Origin of the sequence: Rhodococcus sp. IEGM 1306, from assembly GCF_036541985.1 — a bacterium.
GTDB lineage: Bacteria > Actinomycetota > Actinomycetes > Mycobacteriales > Mycobacteriaceae > Rhodococcus_F > Rhodococcus_F qingshengii.
In genome coordinates, this window is record NZ_JAZHFF010000002.1 from 546857 (window position 1) to 565263 (window position 18407).

Sequence of the window (18407 nt, forward strand, 5' to 3'; positions counted from 1 at the left end):
GTGGCCGAAGACCTCTATCACCGTTACGAATTCACATTCATCGTTCAGATGCTGACAGTCTCGCAAGAGCAGGCGATCGAAGAGAGCTTGGGCGGAAGGGTCGAGGACCGACGCGGGCTGCAGCTGCTGACGCTCACCTCGGAAGGTATGCGAGCGGCGACAACGGCTATCACAGTGGTGGACCAGTTGGTGGCTGCAGGCGTGCGTCCCCAGCGGACACATCCCGATCTGGTGTCACGTCAGGACATTGCCGACCGTGCGGGGGTGACGCGGCAAGCTGTCGGGCAGTGGGTGCGAGGGGTCCGGCAGGCGGCTACGCCTTTCCCGATTCCGTACAACTCGGTTGCCGGGGGGATCTGGTTCTGGGGCGACGTCCTGGATTGGTTGCGCCGTCAGGGGTACAGCCAGGACACCGGTTTGCGCTACCCGACGCTGGATGAACATATTCGCATCGACCGCCATATCGCGATCAATCACAAGACTGTGGGTTGATCGATCAAAAGGTTTGCTTGAAAATAGCTATTGAAACAAACCGACGGTAGGTATAAAGTCCCTAAATACCTCAATCAATCTATCGGTGCATCGGTCCTGCTCTGGGGGGAGTCTGGTCTGCGCTGCAGATACCCGAGCATGCGAGCAGGAATTCATGGTTTCGACCCCCGAAGTACGATCGATGCCCAAATCGGCCGCGCTCACGACTTCTGTGGCTATTTCCAGCGATGGAGCAACGGCTAAGCTACGTGAAGGTGTATCGGGCAGGGGCCGTCTGCGAGCGGCGACGGCGGCGCTGTTCCGGCGCTCACGCCCACGTACGACCTTCGCGCCACCGTTGAGCGTGCTTCTTCTCGTCACCTCCGACAACGGTCTCTCGCAGCGGGCCGGTCTTGTTCTTCGCGAGGCGGGACACCAAGTCCGTACAGCCGTCGTCGCCGACGCGGACGCAGTGCTGGCCGCGACTTCTTCGGGAGATTTTGACCTCGTCATCTGCCCGTTCTTGAAAGCCTATGTCCCGGAATCTGTTTGGCAGCGGTGGACAACGATCATCATCCATCCCGGCCCGCCCGGAGATCGCGGGCCGTCGTCGCTGGACTGGGCGATAACGGATGGCGAACCGATCTGGGGTGTCACGGCATTGCAGGCCGCTGAGGAACTCGATGCCGGAGCGGTGTGGGCCTGGCGGACGTTCGAACTCCGGAACGGGGCAACCAAATCCTCGGTATACAACGAGGAAGTCACCGACGCGGCGATGGAGTGCATTACGGAGGTCGTCGAACATTTCCGTACTCCTGACTTCCAGGCGATCCCATCGGACCGAGTTGCGCGGCCCGTGGCTTCGACCCGATCGAGGCCCAGCATGAAACAGGCCGATCGCGTTTTCAGCTGGGAGCAAGACGCGTCGAGCATCGTCCGCGCCGTCAACGCCGCCGACGGCTTTCCCGGCGTCGCCGTTCAGTTGGGGCTCGACCGGGTCTACGTCTACGACGCTCACCTCGATACCCACGTCGATGCAGCGCCCGGCACCATCGTCGAGTACTTCCACCAGGCAATACGTGTTGCCACCGGTGCGGGCTCCGTATGGATCGGACATGCGCGGCTCGTCGGCGCCGGCAATGTCAAACTTCCGTCGACCGCGGTCGTACGTCCGGACGTGTTCGTTCCACAGGTCTGGGAGAGTCGTTACCCCGAGACCGACTATCACCGCGACGGCGAAATCGGATATCTCTCGTTCCGCTTCTACAACGGTGCGATGAGTACGAAGCAATGCGCGCGACTGACCTCCAGGCTCCGCTGGGCGATCACGCAGGACACCAAGATCCTTGTCCTGACGGGTGACTACGACAGATTCAGCAACGGTATCCACCTCAACGTCATCGAGGCCGCGTCGGATCAAGCCGGAGAAGCGTGGGCCAACATCAAAGCCATCAACGAGATCGCGAAAGCGATCGTCACCTGTACGGAACAGGTTGTGGTGGCGGCATTCACAGGCAACGCCGGTGCCGGCGGGGTCATGCTCCCGCTTGGAGCCGACGTAGTCGTGGCCAGGGACGGTGTGGTTCTCAATCCTCATTACGCCACGATGGGCCTGTTCGGCTCGGAACTGCACACGTACACACTTCCGGCTCGGGTCGGCGAGCAGCAGGCCCGCAGTCTGCTGGCCGAGTGCAGTGCGATCGGCATCCGTCGAGCCTTGGACATCGGACTTGTCGACGCGATCGGCCCCAGGCGGCCGGATCTGTTCGAGGCGTGGTTGCGCGAGGTCGCCACCGACTTGCTCGAAGGAGATCGGCTGGAATCGATGCTGGAGCGCAAACGTCTTCGACTGGAACGTGATCCGGTGGAGCCCTACGAGGAGCGTGAGCTCGAAGAGATGAAGATCGACATGTTCGGTGACCGCAACGGGTTTGCCGAGAAACGCCGGAACTTCGTGCTCAAGCTCTGATCGACACGCTGTTCGCCGACGCGACACGGGCAGTGCGAACAACGTCCCACAGTCGTCGCAGCAGGTCGTCACGCCTCTGCGCAGTAGACACGCTCGGGGCCTGATTGGTCGATACCGACGCAGCCACGGTGAGAATGGCTGCCACGTTGTCGGCGGTGTCGATCACCTGCAAATGCCGAGGTGACAGTGTCGACGGCCAGCGGTGTCCGGCCTGTGCCTGCAGGGCTTCGGCGACCAGCGTACGAGCGTCGTTTCCAGGTATTCCGGTGGCTACGGCCGGAAGCCCGCCGAGCACCTCGGCTGCGTCCCGAACAGCTTGGCGCAGTTCGTATTCGGCTTCGCGGAGTCCGATCGATTCGGCGCTGCCCGCCACAGTGGGAATGGAGAAGACCGTCCATCGCAAGACGTCCGGGCCTTCCTTCGACGGCACGAGTCCGACTCCAGGCTTGCCGACGGCGCCGATCTGTATCCCTTCACCCGTTGCGATCGCAGCGCGCGCGAACTCGGTCCCGGTGGGCAGACCACGTACATCACCAGCCGTAGGAAGGACCAGGCGGACCTCGGCAGCCTCCGAGCGTGCGATTCTGAGCAGGGTGGGCACACCGGAAGCCGTGACTCCCGGCCATTCGAGATCGTGGCGGACCGCGGTTTCCGCATCGGCGGCGCCGATCAGGTGCATCGGTGCCCACGCGGCAAGGGCGTCGATGACGTCGTCCGGCGCAGCGTCGCCGGCGAGCCATGACGCTGCCCACACGGTGAGGGTTGCGCTGGGAGAACTCATGACCGTGAAGTTTAGTTCGGCGTGGCGACATGCGCGGCCCCGGCGTTGTGACCTAGCGTGATCCGGCGTGAGCGGTGGCAACGGATACGGTGACATTTTTGCGGGTCATACCCGCAAACAGAAGCGCGTGACGCCTGAAGTGGCGGCCGAGCGTGATCTTGTCGTCGAGGATGCGGCGACGGGATTCTGCGGTGCGGTAGTCGGTTTCGAGCGCACGTACGACGGCGATTTCGTGCGGCTCGAGGACGGTCGTTCCCGGACGCGGTTGTTCGCGATGCGCGAGGCGGCCTTCCTCATCGACGGCTCACCGGTCACCCTCGTACGCCCGGCCCCCAAGCCCGTGTCCACCAGACCCGCACGGTCGGCTTCGGGTTCGACGCGAGTCGAAGGCTTACGCGCCCGCACGGCACTGCCCAGCCGGATCTGGGTGGAGGGAGTACACGATGCTGCCCTCGTCGAGCGGGTGTGGGGTCACGATCTTCGCGTCGAAGGTGTTGTCGTCGAACATCTCGAAGGACTCGACAATCTGGGGGAGCGGCTTGCCGAATTCGGGCCTGGTCCCGGCCGCCGCGTCGGGGTCCTGGTCGACCACCTGGTCACCGGTTCCAAGGAAACCCAACTGACTCAGGGCCTCGGCCCGGACGTGTTGGTGACCGGGCACCCGTACATCGACGTGTGGGAGGCCGTTCGTCCCAAATCTGTCGGAATCGCCTCCTGGCCGAAGATTCCACGCGGCGAGGATTGGAAGACGGGAATCTGCCGCGAACTGGGCTGGGGGACACCTCAGGAGGGCTGGCGGCGGGTCTACAACTCGGTCGAGAGCTTCCGCGATCTGGAAGCTCCTTTGATCGGTGCAGTCGAACAACTTGTCGATTTCGTTACCGAGCCGAACTGACGTAGCGGCGGCCTGGGTCACACATTCTGGTTAGATGGTGTTGTGGCTGCACTTATTTGGCTGATCGGAGCACTGGTGCTCGCCGGGGCCGAAGCGCTGGTGGGGGATTTCTTCCTGCTGATGCTCGCCGGTGGGGCGCTCGCTACTGCCGGTGTCAGTGCTGTCACCGACTTCCCGGTGTGGGTCGACGCCGTCATGTTCGGAGTGTTCTCCGCCGCCCTCGTCCTGGGCGTGCGACCGATCATGTTGCGTCGCTTCGGTAGTCCGCCGCCGACCCCGACCGGAATACAGGCACTCGAAGGTAAGCACGCTCTGGTTCTGGAAGAAGTGGGCGAGCATTCCGGGCAGGTCAAGTTGGACGGCGAGGTGTGGACTGCCAGGCCGTACGACACCACCGAGGTGTACCCGCCGGGTACCAAGGTGACGGTGATGGAAATCAACGGCGCAACAGCAGTCGTCTGGAGGGGACCTTAATGGCAGCACTCATAGTGCTCGGTGTGTTGGTGCTATTCGTGATCTTGGTGGTCGCGAAGTCGGTAGCACTGGTACCGCAGGCAGAAGCCGCGGTGATCGAGCGGCTCGGTAGGTATTCGAAGACGGTGTCCGGGCAGCTCACGTTCTTGATCCCGTTCGCCGATCGTGTGCGCGCCAAGGTGGATCTTCGTGAGCGGGTGGTCTCCTTCCCACCGCAGCCGGTGATCACCCAGGACAACCTGACACTGTCCATCGACACGGTGGTGTACTTCCAGGTCACCAATCCGCAAGCTGCGGTGTACGAGATCAGCAACTACATCGCTGCCGTCGAGCAGTTGGCAACCACCACGCTGCGAAACGTCGTCGGCGGAATGACCCTCGAAGAGACGCTTACCTCGCGTGATTCCATCAACGGTCAGCTTCGTGGTGTCCTCGACGAGGCGACTGGTCGCTGGGGCCTGCGAGTGGCCCGCGTCGAGCTCAAGAGCATCGATCCGCCGCCCTCGATCCAGGAGTCGATGGAAAAGCAGATGAAGGCGGACCGCGAGAAGCGCGCGATGATTCTGACGGCTGAAGGTCACCGCGAATCCGCTATCAAGACCGCCGAGGGTGCCAAGCAGAGCCAGATTCTTTCTGCCGAGGGAAACAAGCAGGCCTCGATCCTGAACGCCGAGGGTGAGCGTCAGTCCCAGATCCTTCGCGCTCAAGGTGACCGCGCGGCCAAGTACTTGCAGGCTCAAGGCGAGGCCAAGGCCATCGAGAAGGTTTTCGCTGCAATCAAGTCCGGTAAGCCGACTCCGGAATTGCTTGCATACCAGTATCTTCAGACGTTGCCGCAGATGGCGCAAGGCGATGCGAACAAGGTGTGGCTCGTACCCAGCGACTTCGGTGACGCGCTGAAGGGATTTGCCAAAACGCTTGGCGCGCAAGGGCAGGATGGCGTTTTCCGGTACGAGCCGCCGGCCGCCGAAGAGAATCTTCCCAATCCTGAGGACGATTCAGCCGAGGTGGCGGAGTGGTTCGAGACCAAATCCGATCCGGCTATCGCGGAAGCAGTGCGCGCTGCTGAAGTTGCTGCACGCACACCGGTCGAAGACCCGGCAGCTGCGGTCAGGCACCGCCGTGAGAGTGCGCCCGAGCAGCCTGGATTCGTAGATCCCGCGTTGCCACAGCAGGGCGAAAATCCTTGGCCGGGTCAGTTGCCGCTGCCGCCCGAGCGTGAAGATTTCCAGCAGAAGTACCCGTACCAGGGGCAGCCGCCCGAGGGTGGCCAGCGCCAGTAGACGCCTCTCGTAGCGAACGTTGATCGGGACGGGCACTCATCACCTACGTGATGAGTGCCCGTCCCGTTCCGCATACGGCGATCGCCCAGAGGACACTGACGAAGGTTCCCATGATGAACTGCTCGGACGCATGAGGTTCGCGAAGTTCCGGGTACCGCGCGAGCCCCTTGACTGCCAAGACGATCGCGATGCCTTCCGGCCAGGTTGCGAGAATCGATGCCGCCACCGCGAGCCGTTCGAGGATGCCGATCACACGTCCGCCGCGAAGAGGTCCGGCGTCCGGTGCCGGGCTCCCGTCCGGTTGGCGACGAGCGATCTTGAAGGTGGCAAGTACCAACGGTGCACCGGCCGTGGCGGCGGCAAGTACGCACAGGACAAGCGTCGCCCCGAGAGCGAAACCGGTGACCGGGGTCGTTCGGGTCGATGCCAGTGCGGCAACACCCAGCGCCGGAAGAGCCACCACGGACGACGCCCATTCGGGGACTTCCAGTCGACCACGACTGAGCGGTCCCAGTGCCGCTGCAACTGCTGGTGCCGCGGCGGCGACGGCGAGCGCGATCAACGCCAGAACGACCATGTATTCGAGCCCCCTGCTGTGTCGACGAGTTTGTACCGGTGCGAGCGTGAGCAGTCTAGGGCTGGAGTCTGACCAAAAGTCGTTCTGCGAGTCTGCGCCCGGCGAGTTCTGCGTGCCACCCGGCTGTCAGGAGTCGCTTGGACATGGCCTGTTTGGTGATTCCGAGGTGGGCCGCTGCGCTGACCTGAGTGAGTCCGCTGTCCATCAGGGCGATGGCTTCGCGTCCGTCCTTCGTCTGTCTCGTGACGATCGTTCCGAGCAAGGTGAACGCGGCATCGACATCTGCGGCGAGTTCGTCGCGTGAGCTATCCGCCGGCGCCTGTTCGACGGCAATTCTGGCCGGAGCTCGCTTGGCTCGCTCGACGGCGATCCGAGCAGCTTCGAATGCCGGTCCGCGTCCGGCCCGGGTCTGCCGTGGGAGAGGCTGCTCGACGGGACCGATCCCGATCCCGACACTCCAGTGCTCGCGCCGAATCAGCTCGAGTGCGACGAGGACGAGTAGCGCCGGATCGTCGGTCACCGCTTGAATCTCGTCGCCCGCTGTGCGCTCGAACGGCCGCAGGAGCCTGCAATCGGCCATGTCGTCGATGATGTCCCCGACGCGGTCGACATCCCGTCGGCTACCTCGCTGATCCACCGTCAGTACAAACATTAGTCAATGCTAGATAGTTGACTTTCAATAGTCAATCGTTTTGGGTTGACTCAATCAAATCAACCTCTTGGGGTTGACCGTTGTCAACGATGGTTTCGCCCGGTGAAGGCTGACGGCGAGCGTCGAACACCAGACCGGCGATGCCGATCGCAATGCAGATCCCGGACAGAATCAGGAGACGAGGATCGGCTTCGCCGGAGAGCGCATCGCCCAGAACGACAATCCCAACAGTGCCGGGCAAGATGCCGACGACGGTGGCAAGGATGTAGGGCACGATCCGGATCGACGAAATGCCGCAGCAGTAGTTCACCACCGAGAAGGGGACAAACGCGATCAAGCGCAGAGAGCCGACGGCCAGCCACCCCCGCTTTTCGATCCGCTCGTCCACCCGCCGGATCGTCGGACTCGAAATCCGTTGCCACACGACGTCGCGGCCGATGGCGCGGACCAGGTAGAGGGCCAGAACGGCGCTCACAGTCGTTGCCGCCACGGTAAGAGCGATGCCGGTCACCGAGCCGAAAAGAACCCCCGCGCTGAGCGTGAAGACGGTGCGCGGGAACGGCGCGACGGTGACTATCGAATGAACCAGGAAGAACACGAGGGGAAACGCCGGGCCAACCGAGTCCGCCCACTCTCGCACCTGGGACACCGTGGGATGTGGGGCGAGGAGGGCTGCGAGGAACAAAGCGAGCACTACCAGGACTATTGCGATCAATCTTCGGTCCAGCAGGCGTCCCATCACAGGTCACAAGGCTACCTGCGAACGGTGAACCGGGCCGACTGCCGACCCGCAATCGTGAGTCGAACATCGCCACGGGGGCGGGAAAGCGACGTGCTCCAGGCGACAATGAAACGGCGCTGTGACGAAAACCACTAGGCTTTCGGAGTGGCCTTCACCTGCAGTCCCGGCCAGTGAAACGAACTCGCGGGTAACCCGCAAACATGCTGAACAATCGCTAGGTAAGGGCCGGTTACACGTGCACGAACGACCGAATCCGCACGTCGCCCGGCCGGTCGGAAAGTGGCCACGAACAGCCCTGTGAAGAACATGACGTGATCCTCACGATATCTGGGCTCAACCGCGGGTTAGCATCACAGAACTAACGAACAAATCCGATTATCGGTAAAGCGCTCACGCAAAAAATGAGAGGGAGCGGACACAGTGTCATTAGCTTCAGAAGCCGAGGCTGTCGAGCAGGCGTACGCGGAGTGGCAGCGCTCCGTAGCCGGTGTGCTCGCCAAGTCCCGCAGAGTCGATGCGGCAGAACTGGGCCCCGAGCCACAGAAACTGCTCGAAACCGTCACCTACGACGGTGTCACTGTCGCACCGCTCTACAGCCCACGCGACGAGCGTCCCGAGCAGAGCTTGCCGGGCACGTTTCCGTACGTGCGTGGCGTCGACGCTCACCGTGATGTCAATGCCGGTTGGTTGGTTTCCGCTGCATTCGGAACCGCCTCGGCGGCCGAGACCAATCGCGCCATCCTGGACGCCCTCGAAAACGGAGTCAGCGCACTCTGGTTGAAGGTGGGCGCCGACGGCGTTCCGGTCACCGACCTCGCCGCTGCGCTCGAGGGCGTGCTTCTCGACCTCGCACCGCTCACGCTCGATGCAGGCGCAGCGACAAACGATGCAGCCCGAGCACTCATCTCACTCCTCGATGCACGCAGCGAAGCCGGCGACGGTGTCAGCGATCGCAGCAGTATCCGAGTTCACCTCGGTGCAGCACCGCTGACCAGTTCGTTCTCCGGCGCAGCCGACGTCGAATTTGCAGGCGCAGTCGAGTTGGCCGCCCTCGCCGCCGCTCGTGCGGAAACCGTGCACGCGATCACCGTGGACGGCACGGCCTTTCACAACGCGGGTGCCGGCGACGCCGAAGAACTCGGAGCCGCAATCGCCGCCGGCCTCGAGTACCTCCGTGCACTCACCGCCCAGAGCGGCCTGACCATCGGTGCTGCGTTGTCGCAGTTGGCTTTCCGCTACGCGGCAACCGACGATCAGTTCCAGACCATCGCGAAGTTCCGCGCCGCACGTCTCGTATGGGCACGCATCGCCCAGGTCTGCGGAGCTTCCGATTTTGGTGGAGCGCCGCAGCACGCAGTCACCTCCGCCGCGATGATGGCTCAGCGTGATCCCTGGGTGAACATGCTGCGCACGACCCTCGCTGCATTCGGCGCCGGCGTCGGCGGAGCAGATGCAGTGACTGTTCTTCCGTTCGACGTCGCCCTGGCCGACGGCACCCTCGGTGTCAGCAAGTCCTTCTCCTCGCGCATCGCGCGCAACACACAGCTGCTCCTGCTCGAGGAGTCGCACCTGGGCCGTGTCCTCGATCCGTCGGCCGGGTCTTGGTACGTCGAGGACCTGACACAGCAGATTGCCGCCACCGCGTGGGAGTTCTTCCAGGAAATCGAAGCAGCCGGCGGATATCTGGCGGCACTCGAAGCGGGAATCGTCTCCGGTCGCATCGCCGCTACCAAGGCCAAGCGCGACTCCGACATCGCACACCGCAAGACCACGGTCACCGGTGTCAACGAGTTCCCGAACCTCGGCGAAACGCCGCTGTCCGCCGAAGCCGTCGAGCCCGGCCAGTCCGTCGCCCGCTACGCAGCTGCATTCGAAGCGCTTCGTGACCGTTCGGACGCGTTCCTCGCCGCCGGCGGCGCCCGTCCCACTGCGCTTCTCGCGCCGCTGGGCTCGGTTGCAGAACACAACGTGCGCACCACGTTTGCGTCCAACCTGCTCGCTTCGGGTGGTATCGACGCAGTCAACCCCGGCCCGCTCGAGGTGGGCGCCGAAGCCATCTCCGCTGCAGTCAAGGCTTCCGGTGCCACCGTCGCCGTGCTGTGCGGCACGGACAAGCGCTACGGCGAGAGCGCCGCAGCGGCCGTCGCCGAACTTCGCGCCGCCGGCATCGCCAAGGTGCTGCTCGCAGGACCGGAGAAGGCAGTCGCCGACGCGACCGGCGATTCTCGCCCGGACGGATTCCTCACCGCCCGCATCGACGCAGTGTCGGCTCTGACCGAACTGCTCGACTTCATCGAGACGGGAAGCTCCAAGTGACGACACGAGAGGTCAAGCACGTGATCGGCAGTTTCGCCGAGGTCCCACTCGAGGACCCGCAGTCTCCGGCACCCACACCGCCGTCGGTCGAGCAGGCCCAGGCGCTCATCGAAGAGGGCGCCAACGCCAACAACTACGCCGCCGAGCAGGTTGTCTGGTCCACCCCGGAAGGCATCGACGTCAAGCCGGTGTACACCGGTGCGGACCGCACGGCCGCCGCCGAGTCGGGTTACCCGCTCGACAGCTTCCCGGGCGCAGCGCCGTTCCTGCGTGGTCCGTACCCGACCATGTACGTGAACCAGCCGTGGACCATTCGCCAGTACGCCGGATTCTCCACTGCCGCGGAGTCGAATGCGTTCTACCGTCGTAACCTCGCGGCCGGTCAGAAGGGCCTCTCGGTCGCCTTCGACCTCGCTACACACCGCGGCTACGACTCCGATCATCCTCGCGTTGCCGGTGACGTCGGAATGGCCGGTGTCGCAATCGATTCCATCCTCGACATGCGTCAGCTCTTCGACGGAATCGACCTCTCGCAGGTGTCGGTCTCGATGACGATGAACGGCGCCGTGCTGCCGATTCTCGCGCTGTACGTCGCTGCGGCAGGCGAGCAAGGTGTCACTCCGGACAAGCTGGCCGGAACGATCCAGAACGACATCCTCAAAGAGTTCATGGTTCGTAACACCTACATCTATCCGCCGAAGCCCTCGATGCGGATCATCTCGGACATCTTCGCGTACTCCAGCGCGGAAATGCCGAAGTACAACTCCATCTCGATCTCGGGCTACCACATCCAGGAAGCCGGAGCGACGGCCGATCTGGAACTGGCGTACACCCTCGCCGACGGCGTCGAGTACATCCGCGCCGGCCTCGACGCCGGTATGGACATCGACAAGTTCGCACCTCGCCTGTCCTTCTTCTGGGCAATCGGCATGAACTTCTTCATGGAGGTCGCCAAGCTCCGCGCCGGACGCCTCCTGTGGGCCGAGCTTGTCGCCAAGTTCGATCCCAAGAGCGCGAAGTCGCTCTCGCTGCGTACCCACTCGCAGACCTCCGGCTGGTCCCTGACCGCGCAGGACGTCTTCAACAACGTTCCGCGTACCTGCGTCGAAGCCATGGCTGCCACCCAGGGCCACACTCAGTCCTTGCACACCAACGCACTCGACGAAGCGATCGCATTGCCGACGGACTTCTCCGCCCGCATCGCCCGTAACACCCAGTTGCTGCTGCAGCAGGAATCCGGCACCGTGCGTCCCATCGACCCGTGGGGTGGCTCGTACTACGTCGAGTGGCTCACCAACGAACTCGCCAACCGGGCTCGTAAGCACATCGAAGAGGTCGAGGAAGCCGGCGGAATGGCTCAGGCCATCAACGAAGGCATCCCGAAGCTGCGCATCGAGGAGGCTGCCGCCCGCACCCAGGCACGCATCGACTCCGGTCGGCAGCCGCTCGTCGGCGTCAACAAGTACGTTCCCGACGAGGTCGACACCATCGAAGTTCTCAAGGTCGAGAACTCCAAGGTCCGCAAGGAACAGCTCGAGAAGTTGGTTCGTCTTCGCGCGGAACGTGATCCGGAAGCCGTCGAGGCCGCACTGGCGAACCTCACTCGAGCTGCCGCATCCACCGAAGGCGGCATGGAGAACAACCTCCTCGCCCTCGCTGTCGTCGCCGCCCGCGCGATGGCTACCGTCGGCGAGATTTCCGACGCCCTCGAAAAGGTGTACGGACGCCACCAGGCCGAGATCCGCACCATCAGTGGTGTGTACCGCGACGAGGCAGGAACGGTGAGCAACATCAGCAAGGCGATGGAACTGGTCGAGAAGTTCGCCGATGACGAGGGACGTCGTCCCCGCATCCTCGTCGCGAAGATGGGCCAGGACGGTCACGACCGTGGCCAGAAGGTCATCTCCACGGCCTTCGCGGACATCGGATTCGACGTCGACGTCGGACCGCTGTTCCAGACCCCCGAAGAGGTCGCCAATCAGGCGGCCGACAACGACGTCCACGTAGTCGGTGTGTCGTCGTTGGCAGCCGGTCACCTCACCTTGGTGCCGGCGCTGCGGGAGGCTCTGGCTGCGGCCGGTCGTCCCGACATCATGATCGTCGTCGGCGGCGTCATTCCGCCCGGTGACTTCGACGAACTCTACGAGGCCGGCGCTGCTGCCATCTTCCCGCCCGGCACCGTCATCGCCGACGCTGCCAGCGGATTGTTGGAGAAGCTCTCCGCCCAACTGGGTCACGACAACAGCTGAGAAGGGGGTCACTGAAGATGGCACGTCAGCCCATCGACATTGATTCCCTCGCCGAGGCGGTGCGCGGAAATCAGCGTGCCGGCCTCGCTCGGGCGATCACCCTCGTCGAGTCCACCCGCGACGACCACCGGGCCCTCGCGCAGCAACTTCTACTGAAGTTGCTGCCGGAGGCCGGGGGAGCGCACCGGATCGGCATCACCGGCGTTCCCGGCGTCGGCAAGTCGACCTTCATCGACGCGCTCGGAATGTACTTGCTGGGCAAAGGACATCGGGTTGCGGTGTTGGCGGTCGATCCGTCGTCCACCCGCACCGGCGGCTCGATTCTCGGCGACAAGACACGCATGGCTCGGCTCACCGTCGAACCGAATGCGTACATCCGGCCGTCACCGACGTCCGGCACGCTCGGTGGTGTTGCCAAGGCAACCCGCGAGACCATCGTGCTTCTCGAAGCTGCCGGTTTCGACGTCATCCTGGTGGAAACGGTGGGTGTCGGCCAGTCCGAAGTCACTGTTGCCAACATGGTGGACTGCTTCACGTTCCTGACCCTCGCTCGTACCGGTGATCAGCTCCAGGGCATCAAGAAGGGTGTCCTCGAGCTCGCAGATCTGGTGGCGGTCAACAAGGCCGATGGCAAGCATGAGCGCGAGGCAAAGGGCGCTGCCCGTGAATTGGCGGGTGCGCTTCGCCTGATCTACCCGCACGACGCCATCTGGAAGCCGCCCGTCATCACGATGAGCGGTCTCGAAGGTGTCGGGCTGGACGAGTTCTGGGGAACTGTCACCAAACACCGTGAGGTGCTCACCGAAGCGGGACAGTTCGAGGAGAAGCGTCGCAAGCAACAGGTCGATTGGACCTGGACGATGGTCAACGATCAGCTGCTACGCAGGCTCTCGAGCAACGATCGGGTGCGTGCGATCCGGGCCGACGTCGAGCAGAGCGTGCGTGACGGTTCGCTGACGGCAGCGTTGGCGGCGGGGCGAATTCTCGACGCGTTCGACGGAAGCAACTAGCGCGGAAAGAACGAAATCCCGGGTATCCGAGCGCGGATACCCGGGATTTCTTCTGTGACGAGCTATCGTTCGCGCTTGACTGCAGGCTCGGTGAGTTCGGTCTCGACAGCGAGTTCGACTCCCGTGAAATCGCCTTCTGCCTCGGCCGGGGTGAGAGTGGACCGCTTCCACGCGTAGAACAGCAGCGCTGCCCACGCGCCGAGAATGGTCAGGTAACCGGCCACTGTGACCGCCCCGGTGATGTCGAAGGATTTGAACAGCTTCTGTGCGTTGGTCAACACGATGACGCCGCCCACCGCCGTTCCGAGCAAGGTTGCAGGTACGCGGCTGACCAGCCACGCCGCGAACGGAGCTGCGATGACACCGCCGAGCGCGAGACCGGCGACAACGAGGAGGTTTCCCGCCGACTCACGTCCCAATCCGACAAGGAATCCCAGCGACGCGGCTGACGCGACCAGAAACTCCGAGGCGCTGACCGAGCCGATCACGGTGCGCGGCGCGGTCTTTCCTCGTGAGAGCAGCGTGCTGGTGGTGATCGGACCCCAACCACCACCGCCGGATGCATCGATGAAACCACCGAACAGGCCGAGTGGGGACAGGAAACGTGCAGTGTGCGGGGTGGTACGAGCGTCCGCGACGGCCGGTGGGCGGACCGAAAAGCGTAGTGCCACATAGATACCGATGGCCAGCAGGATCGTCGCCGTGATGGGGACTGCCGCTTCGGTGGACAGACCCGAGAGCACAGTTGCGCCGATGAATGCACCGACTGCGCCGGGCACACCGAGCTTGGCGACGAGCTTCCAGTCGATGTTCTTGAACTTCCAATGCGACACACCCGAAGCGAGGGTGGTGCCGACCTCGGCCAGGTGAACAGCGGCGCTGGCCTGAGCCGGACCGAGGCCACCGATCATCAACAGAGTGGTTGCGGTGACACCGAAGGCCATACCGAGGGCGCCGTCGACGAGCTGGGCGCCGACGCCGACAAGGGTGAACAAAAGAAGATTGAACATGAGAAGACAGACTCCGAGCGAAGAAGCGACAAAGTCAGGGGTGCAGGCAGCGAGAATCGCCGCTCAGCAACACGCCTGATCGAAGCATGCGCTACGACGAGTGGGCCAGAACGCCATCAATCCGAGCGCAAATGCCGGGGAGGCATCGTGGCTGGAAATCTGCACGTCAGGTCCTTTGTTCTCGTACGTTGGTGTTCTGTCCATGCGAGCATAGCCGGTGCCCGGCTCGGTCAACCCACGACGCGGGCGTAATTTCCCACTCGGTGGACAAGTCGATCGAAGAATTCCGCCGGATCGGTGCTGACCGCGATATCCGCGTTGGGCTCACGCTTCCAGTGCCCGACCCAGTCCGCAACCGTCGTTCCGATCAGCAGTGGACTCTCGGTTTCGACATCTACCGTTGCCGGTTTCAGCGTCGCCAGGCTCGGATCGAGCGCGACGGCAGCAGCGAAGGGATCATGCATGTGAGCAAGAAATCCCTGGTCGTATTCACGATGAAATTCCATGTAGAACCGGATTGCGTCGGACATATGCCTGATCACGCTGTTGGACGCGGAACTGCGGACGTCGGGACCGTCGTCAGGCGAGATGATCTCTTCCGGGGTGCTCCCGGCAGCTTCGGCGAGCCGACGCACATGTTCGGGGAACATCTCGATGGATTCGGTGACGTTGAGGCCGCAGATGATCGGGCGCCGGTGCGCGGGTACGACGGAGAACGCGTCGAACACCTCCTTGGCGGCGTGCGGATCCACCGAGACGTTCCACTCCGCGGTCGGCGTCGTGTTGCCCGGATAGTTGAACGACCCACCCATCACTACCAGTCGCTTCAGCAGAGACGGCAGATCGGGTTCACGTCTGATCGCCAAGGCCAGGTTGGTGAGCGGCCCCGTCACCAGCCCGGTGAGTTGTCCGGGGTACTCCCGGACGAGATCCACCCAGAGGTCGGTGGCGGTTCGGACCGAGCGCTTGCGACCCGAATCGGGGAGGACCGCATGGCCGATTCCTTGCGGACCGTGAGTCTCCTCGGTGGTGCGCAACGGTATGACCAATGGCTCGCGGGCGCCGAGTGCAACCTCGATGTCCGGGGCGCCGCAGAGCGCAAGCCAGTTCAAGTTGTTGGCCGCGACCTGTTCCACCGGAACGTTGCCGGCGGTGCTCGCAATCCCCAGTATCTCGGCTTCGGGGCTGGCAAGGAGATAGAGAAGCGCCAACGAGTCGTCGATACCGGTGTCGACGTCGACGATGAGCTTGTGCATGTCACTCATCGGTGGCCACCAGGATCGTCGGGGAATGCAGGACGGGGAAGTTCACCGACCGAGCGATGAAGCACTTCGTGTGTGCGGGGCCGTGAAGCTCCTGGGCCTTCTCGACCATCGACGCCTCCGCGACCAACACCGTCGGATTCAACGTCACTTCGATGAACTGGCCGCCGCCATCGGATTCCTCGATCATGCTGCCGACCGGCTGATCGCTGTAGTCGAGAACGACGACCCCAGCGGCAGCTGCCAGCCCGAGGTACCAGAGCATGTGGCACTGGGCGAGGGAGGCAACGAGCAGTTCCTCGGGGTTCCATCGCTGCGCGTCACCGCGGAACGAGGGATCGGAGCTGCCGAGAAGTTCCGGCTTTCCGACCGCGGATATTGCATGATTGCGCGAATATCCCTGCGTGCTGGACGTTCCGGTTCCCAGATCGCCCGTCCACTGAAGGTCGAGTGTGTAGGTATGTGACTTCACAGGTCCATCTTGCCCTGAATGTGCCGGTCCCTCAGTGTGCCCACTCCGCGCGATCCGATCCCCACGGATGGGCTGGTTCGGGGTAGTCCTCGAACTCTGCCAGCGCGGGTCGTGCGGTGGTCACGTCGGCATGGTTGACAACAACATTCAGGCCGGGAGCCGTCGGCAGACCAGGATGGACGGTTCGGCCGGGTGCGTCGAGAAGACGAGCGCCTGTGCTTGCCAGCGACACGTCGACATCGCGGCCACGGCCGTCCTGCGAGCGCAGCGTCAACGCGTCGAGGATCCCCGCTGCCAAGAAGTATCCGGTCGAGTGGTCGAGTGCCTGCGCCGGAAGCGCACCAGGGTTCTCACCACCCGCGAGGAACGAAATGCCGGACGCGGCCTGCACGATGCTGTCGAAGCCGCGGCGATTCGCCCACGGACCTTCCCATCCCCATGCGCTGACGCGCCCGTGAATCAGGTGGGCGGGAAGATCCTGCCCGATGAGCGCTTCGAGTGCACCCGGCCGGTAGCCGGTGACCAGTACGTCTGCGGTTTCGAGGAGTTCTCGGAACGCTGTCGCTCCCGCCGAGGACTTCAGGTCGAGAAGCGCCGACCGCTTGCCCTGTCCACTGTCGAGGTGCTGCCATCCGATCTCGGGGATCGCCGGGGGATCGATCCGCAGAACGTCAGCGCCGACCAACGCCAGGGCACGCGTCGCGACCGGACCGGCGATGACGCGGGTCAGGTCGAGAACGCGTGGGCGCGTCGGATGCGTGCGGGGTTTTCCCTCGTCGCGTGCTCGGATGGATACCAGAGGCGCAGACCTCGCAGCTGCGCACTGCTCACTCAGGCGCCACTCGGTCTCGGTACGAACACGGACCGCGATGGCTCCGATCTCGGCGGCCTGCAGCTCGATCTCGATGGCGCTGAGTTCGGATATCCGTTGCACCACTGCATCTTTGGGTGATCCATCATCGAGCTCGAGGACGGCGAGCAGGCGGTCGCGATGGTGCGGATAGTTGCCGTGCGTGCGGACCCAACCGTCGCGGGCGGCAAAGAACCCCGAGTGCTCGGAGAACCCGTTGATCGGCTCGCCGCCGATCCGGAACAGTCGATCGCTCGAGAAGGACGCGGCGATGCGCTCGGGATCGAGGGTCCAGTGTCCGTCGCCCGGGCTGGTTGACCGATGAATCGCCGAGGCGAACGCCGCTACCGAGCCCGCAGCGAGGTCGAACACCGGCAAGTGCGCCGCAAGGAAACCCGCCGAGTCCGGGCATTCGATGTGCCCGCGGCGGTCGTCGGTGTGCACCCCGACATCACGCTGGTATTCGTCGAGATAGAACCCGTACCCGTGATCCATGCGACGCCTTTCGGCAGTTCAGTGGCCGAGAAGCTCCCGGCACTTCTCTGCCAGCGTATCGCGGAGCGGCGCAGCACGATCCGCCAACTGTTGTTGCTCACGCACGTATTCGGCGCGGCCCGCGGGAGTTTCGATACGAATGGGGGAGTACCCGTACTCGGCGAGGTCGTATGGGCTCGCGCGCATGTCGAGTTCACGGGCCAGGAGCGCGTGTTCGAAGCACCGCATCACCAGGTCGGAATCGACGAGTGGCAACAATTTGAAGCTCCACTTGTACAGATCCATACCGGCGTGCAGGCAGCCCGGCTGTTCGTGATCGATCTGAGTTTCGCGTGCAAGCGGGAGCGAGTTCTTGGGGGCCGCGTCCGGTGTGAAGAACCGGAACGCGTCGTAGTGCGTGCATTTGAGTGGCAGGGATTCGACGACCGCGTCGGTACCGGCGAACCCGAGTCGCAGCGGCACCGACTGGTGACGGATTGCGTCCTCGCCCCCGCGATAGACCATCGCCCATTCGTGGAGGCCGAAGCAACCCAGCACAGCGGGCCGCGCAGACGTCTGATTCAACAGATTCCACACGAATTCGACTGTGTGACGCCGACGCTCCAGCACTGAGGCCTCGACCGTCGCGGTACCCGACTCGTCGACGCGGTAGCCGGAGAAGGCTGCGTATTCGGCGGCGTTCTCGAGCGCGACTCCGTACCCGGGGTGCCAGCGGCGCAGTTGAGCGGGTTTGAAGTTGTAGTACGTGAAGAGGAAGTCGTGCACCGGGTGAGAGATACCGGCGCTACGACGCGCTCGGTGCGGCTCGACGAGCTTCTCCACCTCCTCGAGGTGAAGTGCCCGCCGAGCCGTCCACTCGCTCTGCGCGAGTGCGAGTGAATGCACCGAACGTGTCATCG

18 protein-coding genes are annotated in these 18407 nt (G+C 63.8%); 8 read left to right on the forward strand and 10 right to left on the reverse strand.

The features are described from left to right. Together V3587_RS09295 and V3587_RS09300 are read left to right on the forward strand one after the other, a co-directional pair. Nucleotides 1-492, forward strand: coding sequence for a hypothetical protein (locus V3587_RS09295; protein ID WP_003944993.1), 492 nt, complete (start codon nucleotides 1-3; stop codon nucleotides 490-492). A 154-nt stretch (nucleotides 493-646) separates the two neighbouring features. Further along, nucleotides 647-2440, forward strand: coding sequence for an enoyl-CoA hydratase-related protein (locus V3587_RS09300; protein WP_214924302.1), 1794 nt, complete (start codon nucleotides 647-649; stop codon nucleotides 2438-2440). Here V3587_RS09300 and V3587_RS09305 read toward each other — a convergent pair. Continuing rightward, complete coding sequence (locus tag V3587_RS09305) at nucleotides 2430-3221, reverse strand: hypothetical protein (RefSeq protein ID WP_042449131.1); 792 nt, start codon at nucleotides 3219-3221, stop codon at nucleotides 2430-2432. The genes V3587_RS09300 and V3587_RS09305 overlap by 11 nt on opposite strands. A 67-nt stretch (nucleotides 3222-3288) precedes the next feature. On the opposite strand from V3587_RS09305, the gene V3587_RS09310 reads away from it, so the two are divergent. From V3587_RS09310 to V3587_RS09320, 3 genes are read left to right on the forward strand one after another with little or no spacing between them, the layout of a single operon-like run. Then, complete coding sequence (locus V3587_RS09310; RefSeq protein WP_042449128.1) at nucleotides 3289-4116, forward strand: DUF3097 domain-containing protein; 828 nt, start codon at nucleotides 3289-3291, stop codon at nucleotides 4114-4116. 42 nt (nucleotides 4117-4158) lie between these two features. Further along, nucleotides 4159-4590: an NfeD family protein gene (locus V3587_RS09315; protein WP_003944877.1), complete on the forward strand. Its 432-nt coding sequence runs from the start codon at nucleotides 4159-4161 to the stop codon at nucleotides 4588-4590. After that, nucleotides 4590-5873, forward strand: coding sequence for an SPFH domain-containing protein (locus V3587_RS09320; protein ID WP_030536387.1), 1284 nt, complete (start codon nucleotides 4590-4592; stop codon nucleotides 5871-5873). The genes V3587_RS09315 and V3587_RS09320 overlap by 1 nt, the downstream gene beginning before the upstream one ends. Before the next feature lie 43 nt (nucleotides 5874-5916). Here V3587_RS09320 and V3587_RS09325 read toward each other — a convergent pair whose 3' ends face one another. Genes V3587_RS09325 through V3587_RS09335 form a run of 3 tightly spaced genes read right to left on the reverse strand, consistent with a single transcriptional unit; the run spans nucleotide 5917 to nucleotide 7841 of the window. Beyond that, complete coding sequence (locus V3587_RS09325; protein WP_003944797.1) at nucleotides 5917-6450, reverse strand: hypothetical protein; 534 nt, start codon at nucleotides 6448-6450, stop codon at nucleotides 5917-5919. A 55-nt stretch (nucleotides 6451-6505) separates the two neighbouring features. Then, entirely contained in the window at nucleotides 6506-7102 is a 597-nt protein-coding gene (locus V3587_RS09330; protein WP_042449124.1) for a hypothetical protein, read from the reverse strand. Between the two features lie 31 nt (nucleotides 7103-7133). After that, complete coding sequence (locus V3587_RS09335) at nucleotides 7134-7841, reverse strand: TVP38/TMEM64 family protein (protein ID WP_007727829.1); 708 nt, start codon at nucleotides 7839-7841, stop codon at nucleotides 7134-7136. Between the two features lie 423 nt (nucleotides 7842-8264). On the opposite strand from V3587_RS09335, the gene mutA reads away from it, so the two are divergent. From mutA to meaB, 3 genes are read left to right on the forward strand one after another with little or no spacing between them, the layout of a single operon-like run. Beyond that, entirely contained in the window at nucleotides 8265-10160 is a 1896-nt protein-coding gene (gene mutA / locus V3587_RS09340; protein ID WP_047270407.1) for a methylmalonyl-CoA mutase small subunit, read from the forward strand. After that, nucleotides 10157-12409, forward strand: coding sequence for a methylmalonyl-CoA mutase (gene scpA / locus V3587_RS09345; protein ID WP_042449118.1), 2253 nt, complete (start codon nucleotides 10157-10159; stop codon nucleotides 12407-12409). Before mutA ends, scpA begins: the two co-directional genes overlap by 4 nt. Before the next feature lie 17 nt (nucleotides 12410-12426). Beyond that, complete coding sequence (gene meaB / locus V3587_RS09350; protein WP_003945003.1) at nucleotides 12427-13419, forward strand: methylmalonyl Co-A mutase-associated GTPase MeaB; 993 nt, start codon at nucleotides 12427-12429, stop codon at nucleotides 13417-13419. Nucleotides 13420-13481: 62 nt separating this feature from the next. Here the strand turns inward: meaB and V3587_RS09355 are convergent, their stop codons facing one another. The 6 genes from V3587_RS09355 to V3587_RS09380 all read right to left on the reverse strand — a co-directional run bounded on the left by V3587_RS09355 (nucleotide 13482) and on the right by V3587_RS09380 (nucleotide 18405). Next, nucleotides 13482-14429, reverse strand: coding sequence for a sulfite exporter TauE/SafE family protein (locus tag V3587_RS09355; RefSeq protein WP_007727818.1), 948 nt, complete (start codon nucleotides 14427-14429; stop codon nucleotides 13482-13484). Between the two features lie 63 nt (nucleotides 14430-14492). Continuing rightward, complete coding sequence (locus V3587_RS09360; protein WP_156423186.1) at nucleotides 14493-14633, reverse strand: hypothetical protein; 141 nt, start codon at nucleotides 14631-14633, stop codon at nucleotides 14493-14495. A gap of 26 nt (nucleotides 14634-14659) precedes the next feature. After that, entirely contained in the window at nucleotides 14660-15694 is a 1035-nt protein-coding gene (locus V3587_RS09365; protein WP_007727817.1) for a nucleoside hydrolase, read from the reverse strand. After that, nucleotides 15687-16163, reverse strand: coding sequence for an OsmC family protein (locus V3587_RS09370; RefSeq protein WP_007727816.1), 477 nt, complete (start codon nucleotides 16161-16163; stop codon nucleotides 15687-15689). Before V3587_RS09370 ends, V3587_RS09365 begins: the two co-directional genes overlap by 8 nt. 31 nt (nucleotides 16164-16194) lie before the next feature. Further along, nucleotides 16195-17508 (reverse strand): CoA transferase, encoded by a 1314-nt coding sequence (locus tag V3587_RS09375; RefSeq protein WP_058038787.1) that lies wholly within the window; start codon nucleotides 17506-17508, stop codon nucleotides 16195-16197. An 18-nt stretch (nucleotides 17509-17526) separates the two neighbouring features. Next, entirely contained in the window at nucleotides 17527-18405 is an 879-nt protein-coding gene (locus V3587_RS09380; RefSeq protein WP_058038788.1) for a hypothetical protein, read from the reverse strand. Nucleotides 18406-18407 lie beyond the last annotated feature (2 nt).

Excerpts from the sequence above, each read along its gene's own strand:
- V3587_RS09325 (WP_003944797.1), bottom strand. The coding sequence starts at position 6,450 with ATGGTCGTTCTGGCGTTGATCGCGCTCGCCGTCGCCGCCGCGGCACCA.
- V3587_RS09365 (WP_007727817.1), bottom strand. The coding sequence starts at position 15,694 with ATGAGTGACATGCACAAGCTCATCGTCGACGTCGACACCGGTATCGAC.
- V3587_RS09360 (WP_156423186.1), bottom strand. The coding sequence starts at position 14,633 with ATGGACAGAACACCAACGTACGAGAACAAAGGACCTGACGTGCAGATT.
- V3587_RS09305 (WP_042449131.1), bottom strand. The coding sequence starts at position 3,221 with ATGAGTTCTCCCAGCGCAACCCTCACCGTGTGGGCAGCGTCATGGCTC.
- V3587_RS09375 (WP_058038787.1), bottom strand. The coding sequence starts at position 17,508 with ATGGATCACGGGTACGGGTTCTATCTCGACGAATACCAGCGTGATGTC.
- V3587_RS09380 (WP_058038788.1), bottom strand. The coding sequence starts at position 18,405 with ATGACACGTTCGGTGCATTCACTCGCACTCGCGCAGAGCGAGTGGACG.
- V3587_RS09320 (WP_030536387.1), top strand. The coding sequence starts at position 4,590 with ATGGCAGCACTCATAGTGCTCGGTGTGTTGGTGCTATTCGTGATCTTG.
- V3587_RS09355 (WP_007727818.1), bottom strand. The coding sequence starts at position 14,429 with ATGTTCAATCTTCTTTTGTTCACCCTTGTCGGCGTCGGCGCCCAGCTC.
- V3587_RS09335 (WP_007727829.1), bottom strand. The coding sequence starts at position 7,841 with ATGGGACGCCTGCTGGACCGAAGATTGATCGCAATAGTCCTGGTAGTG.
- meaB (WP_003945003.1), top strand. The coding sequence starts at position 12,427 with ATGGCACGTCAGCCCATCGACATTGATTCCCTCGCCGAGGCGGTGCGC.
- V3587_RS09300 (WP_214924302.1), top strand. The coding sequence starts at position 647 with ATGGTTTCGACCCCCGAAGTACGATCGATGCCCAAATCGGCCGCGCTC.
- V3587_RS09330 (WP_042449124.1), bottom strand. The coding sequence starts at position 7,102 with ATGTTTGTACTGACGGTGGATCAGCGAGGTAGCCGACGGGATGTCGAC.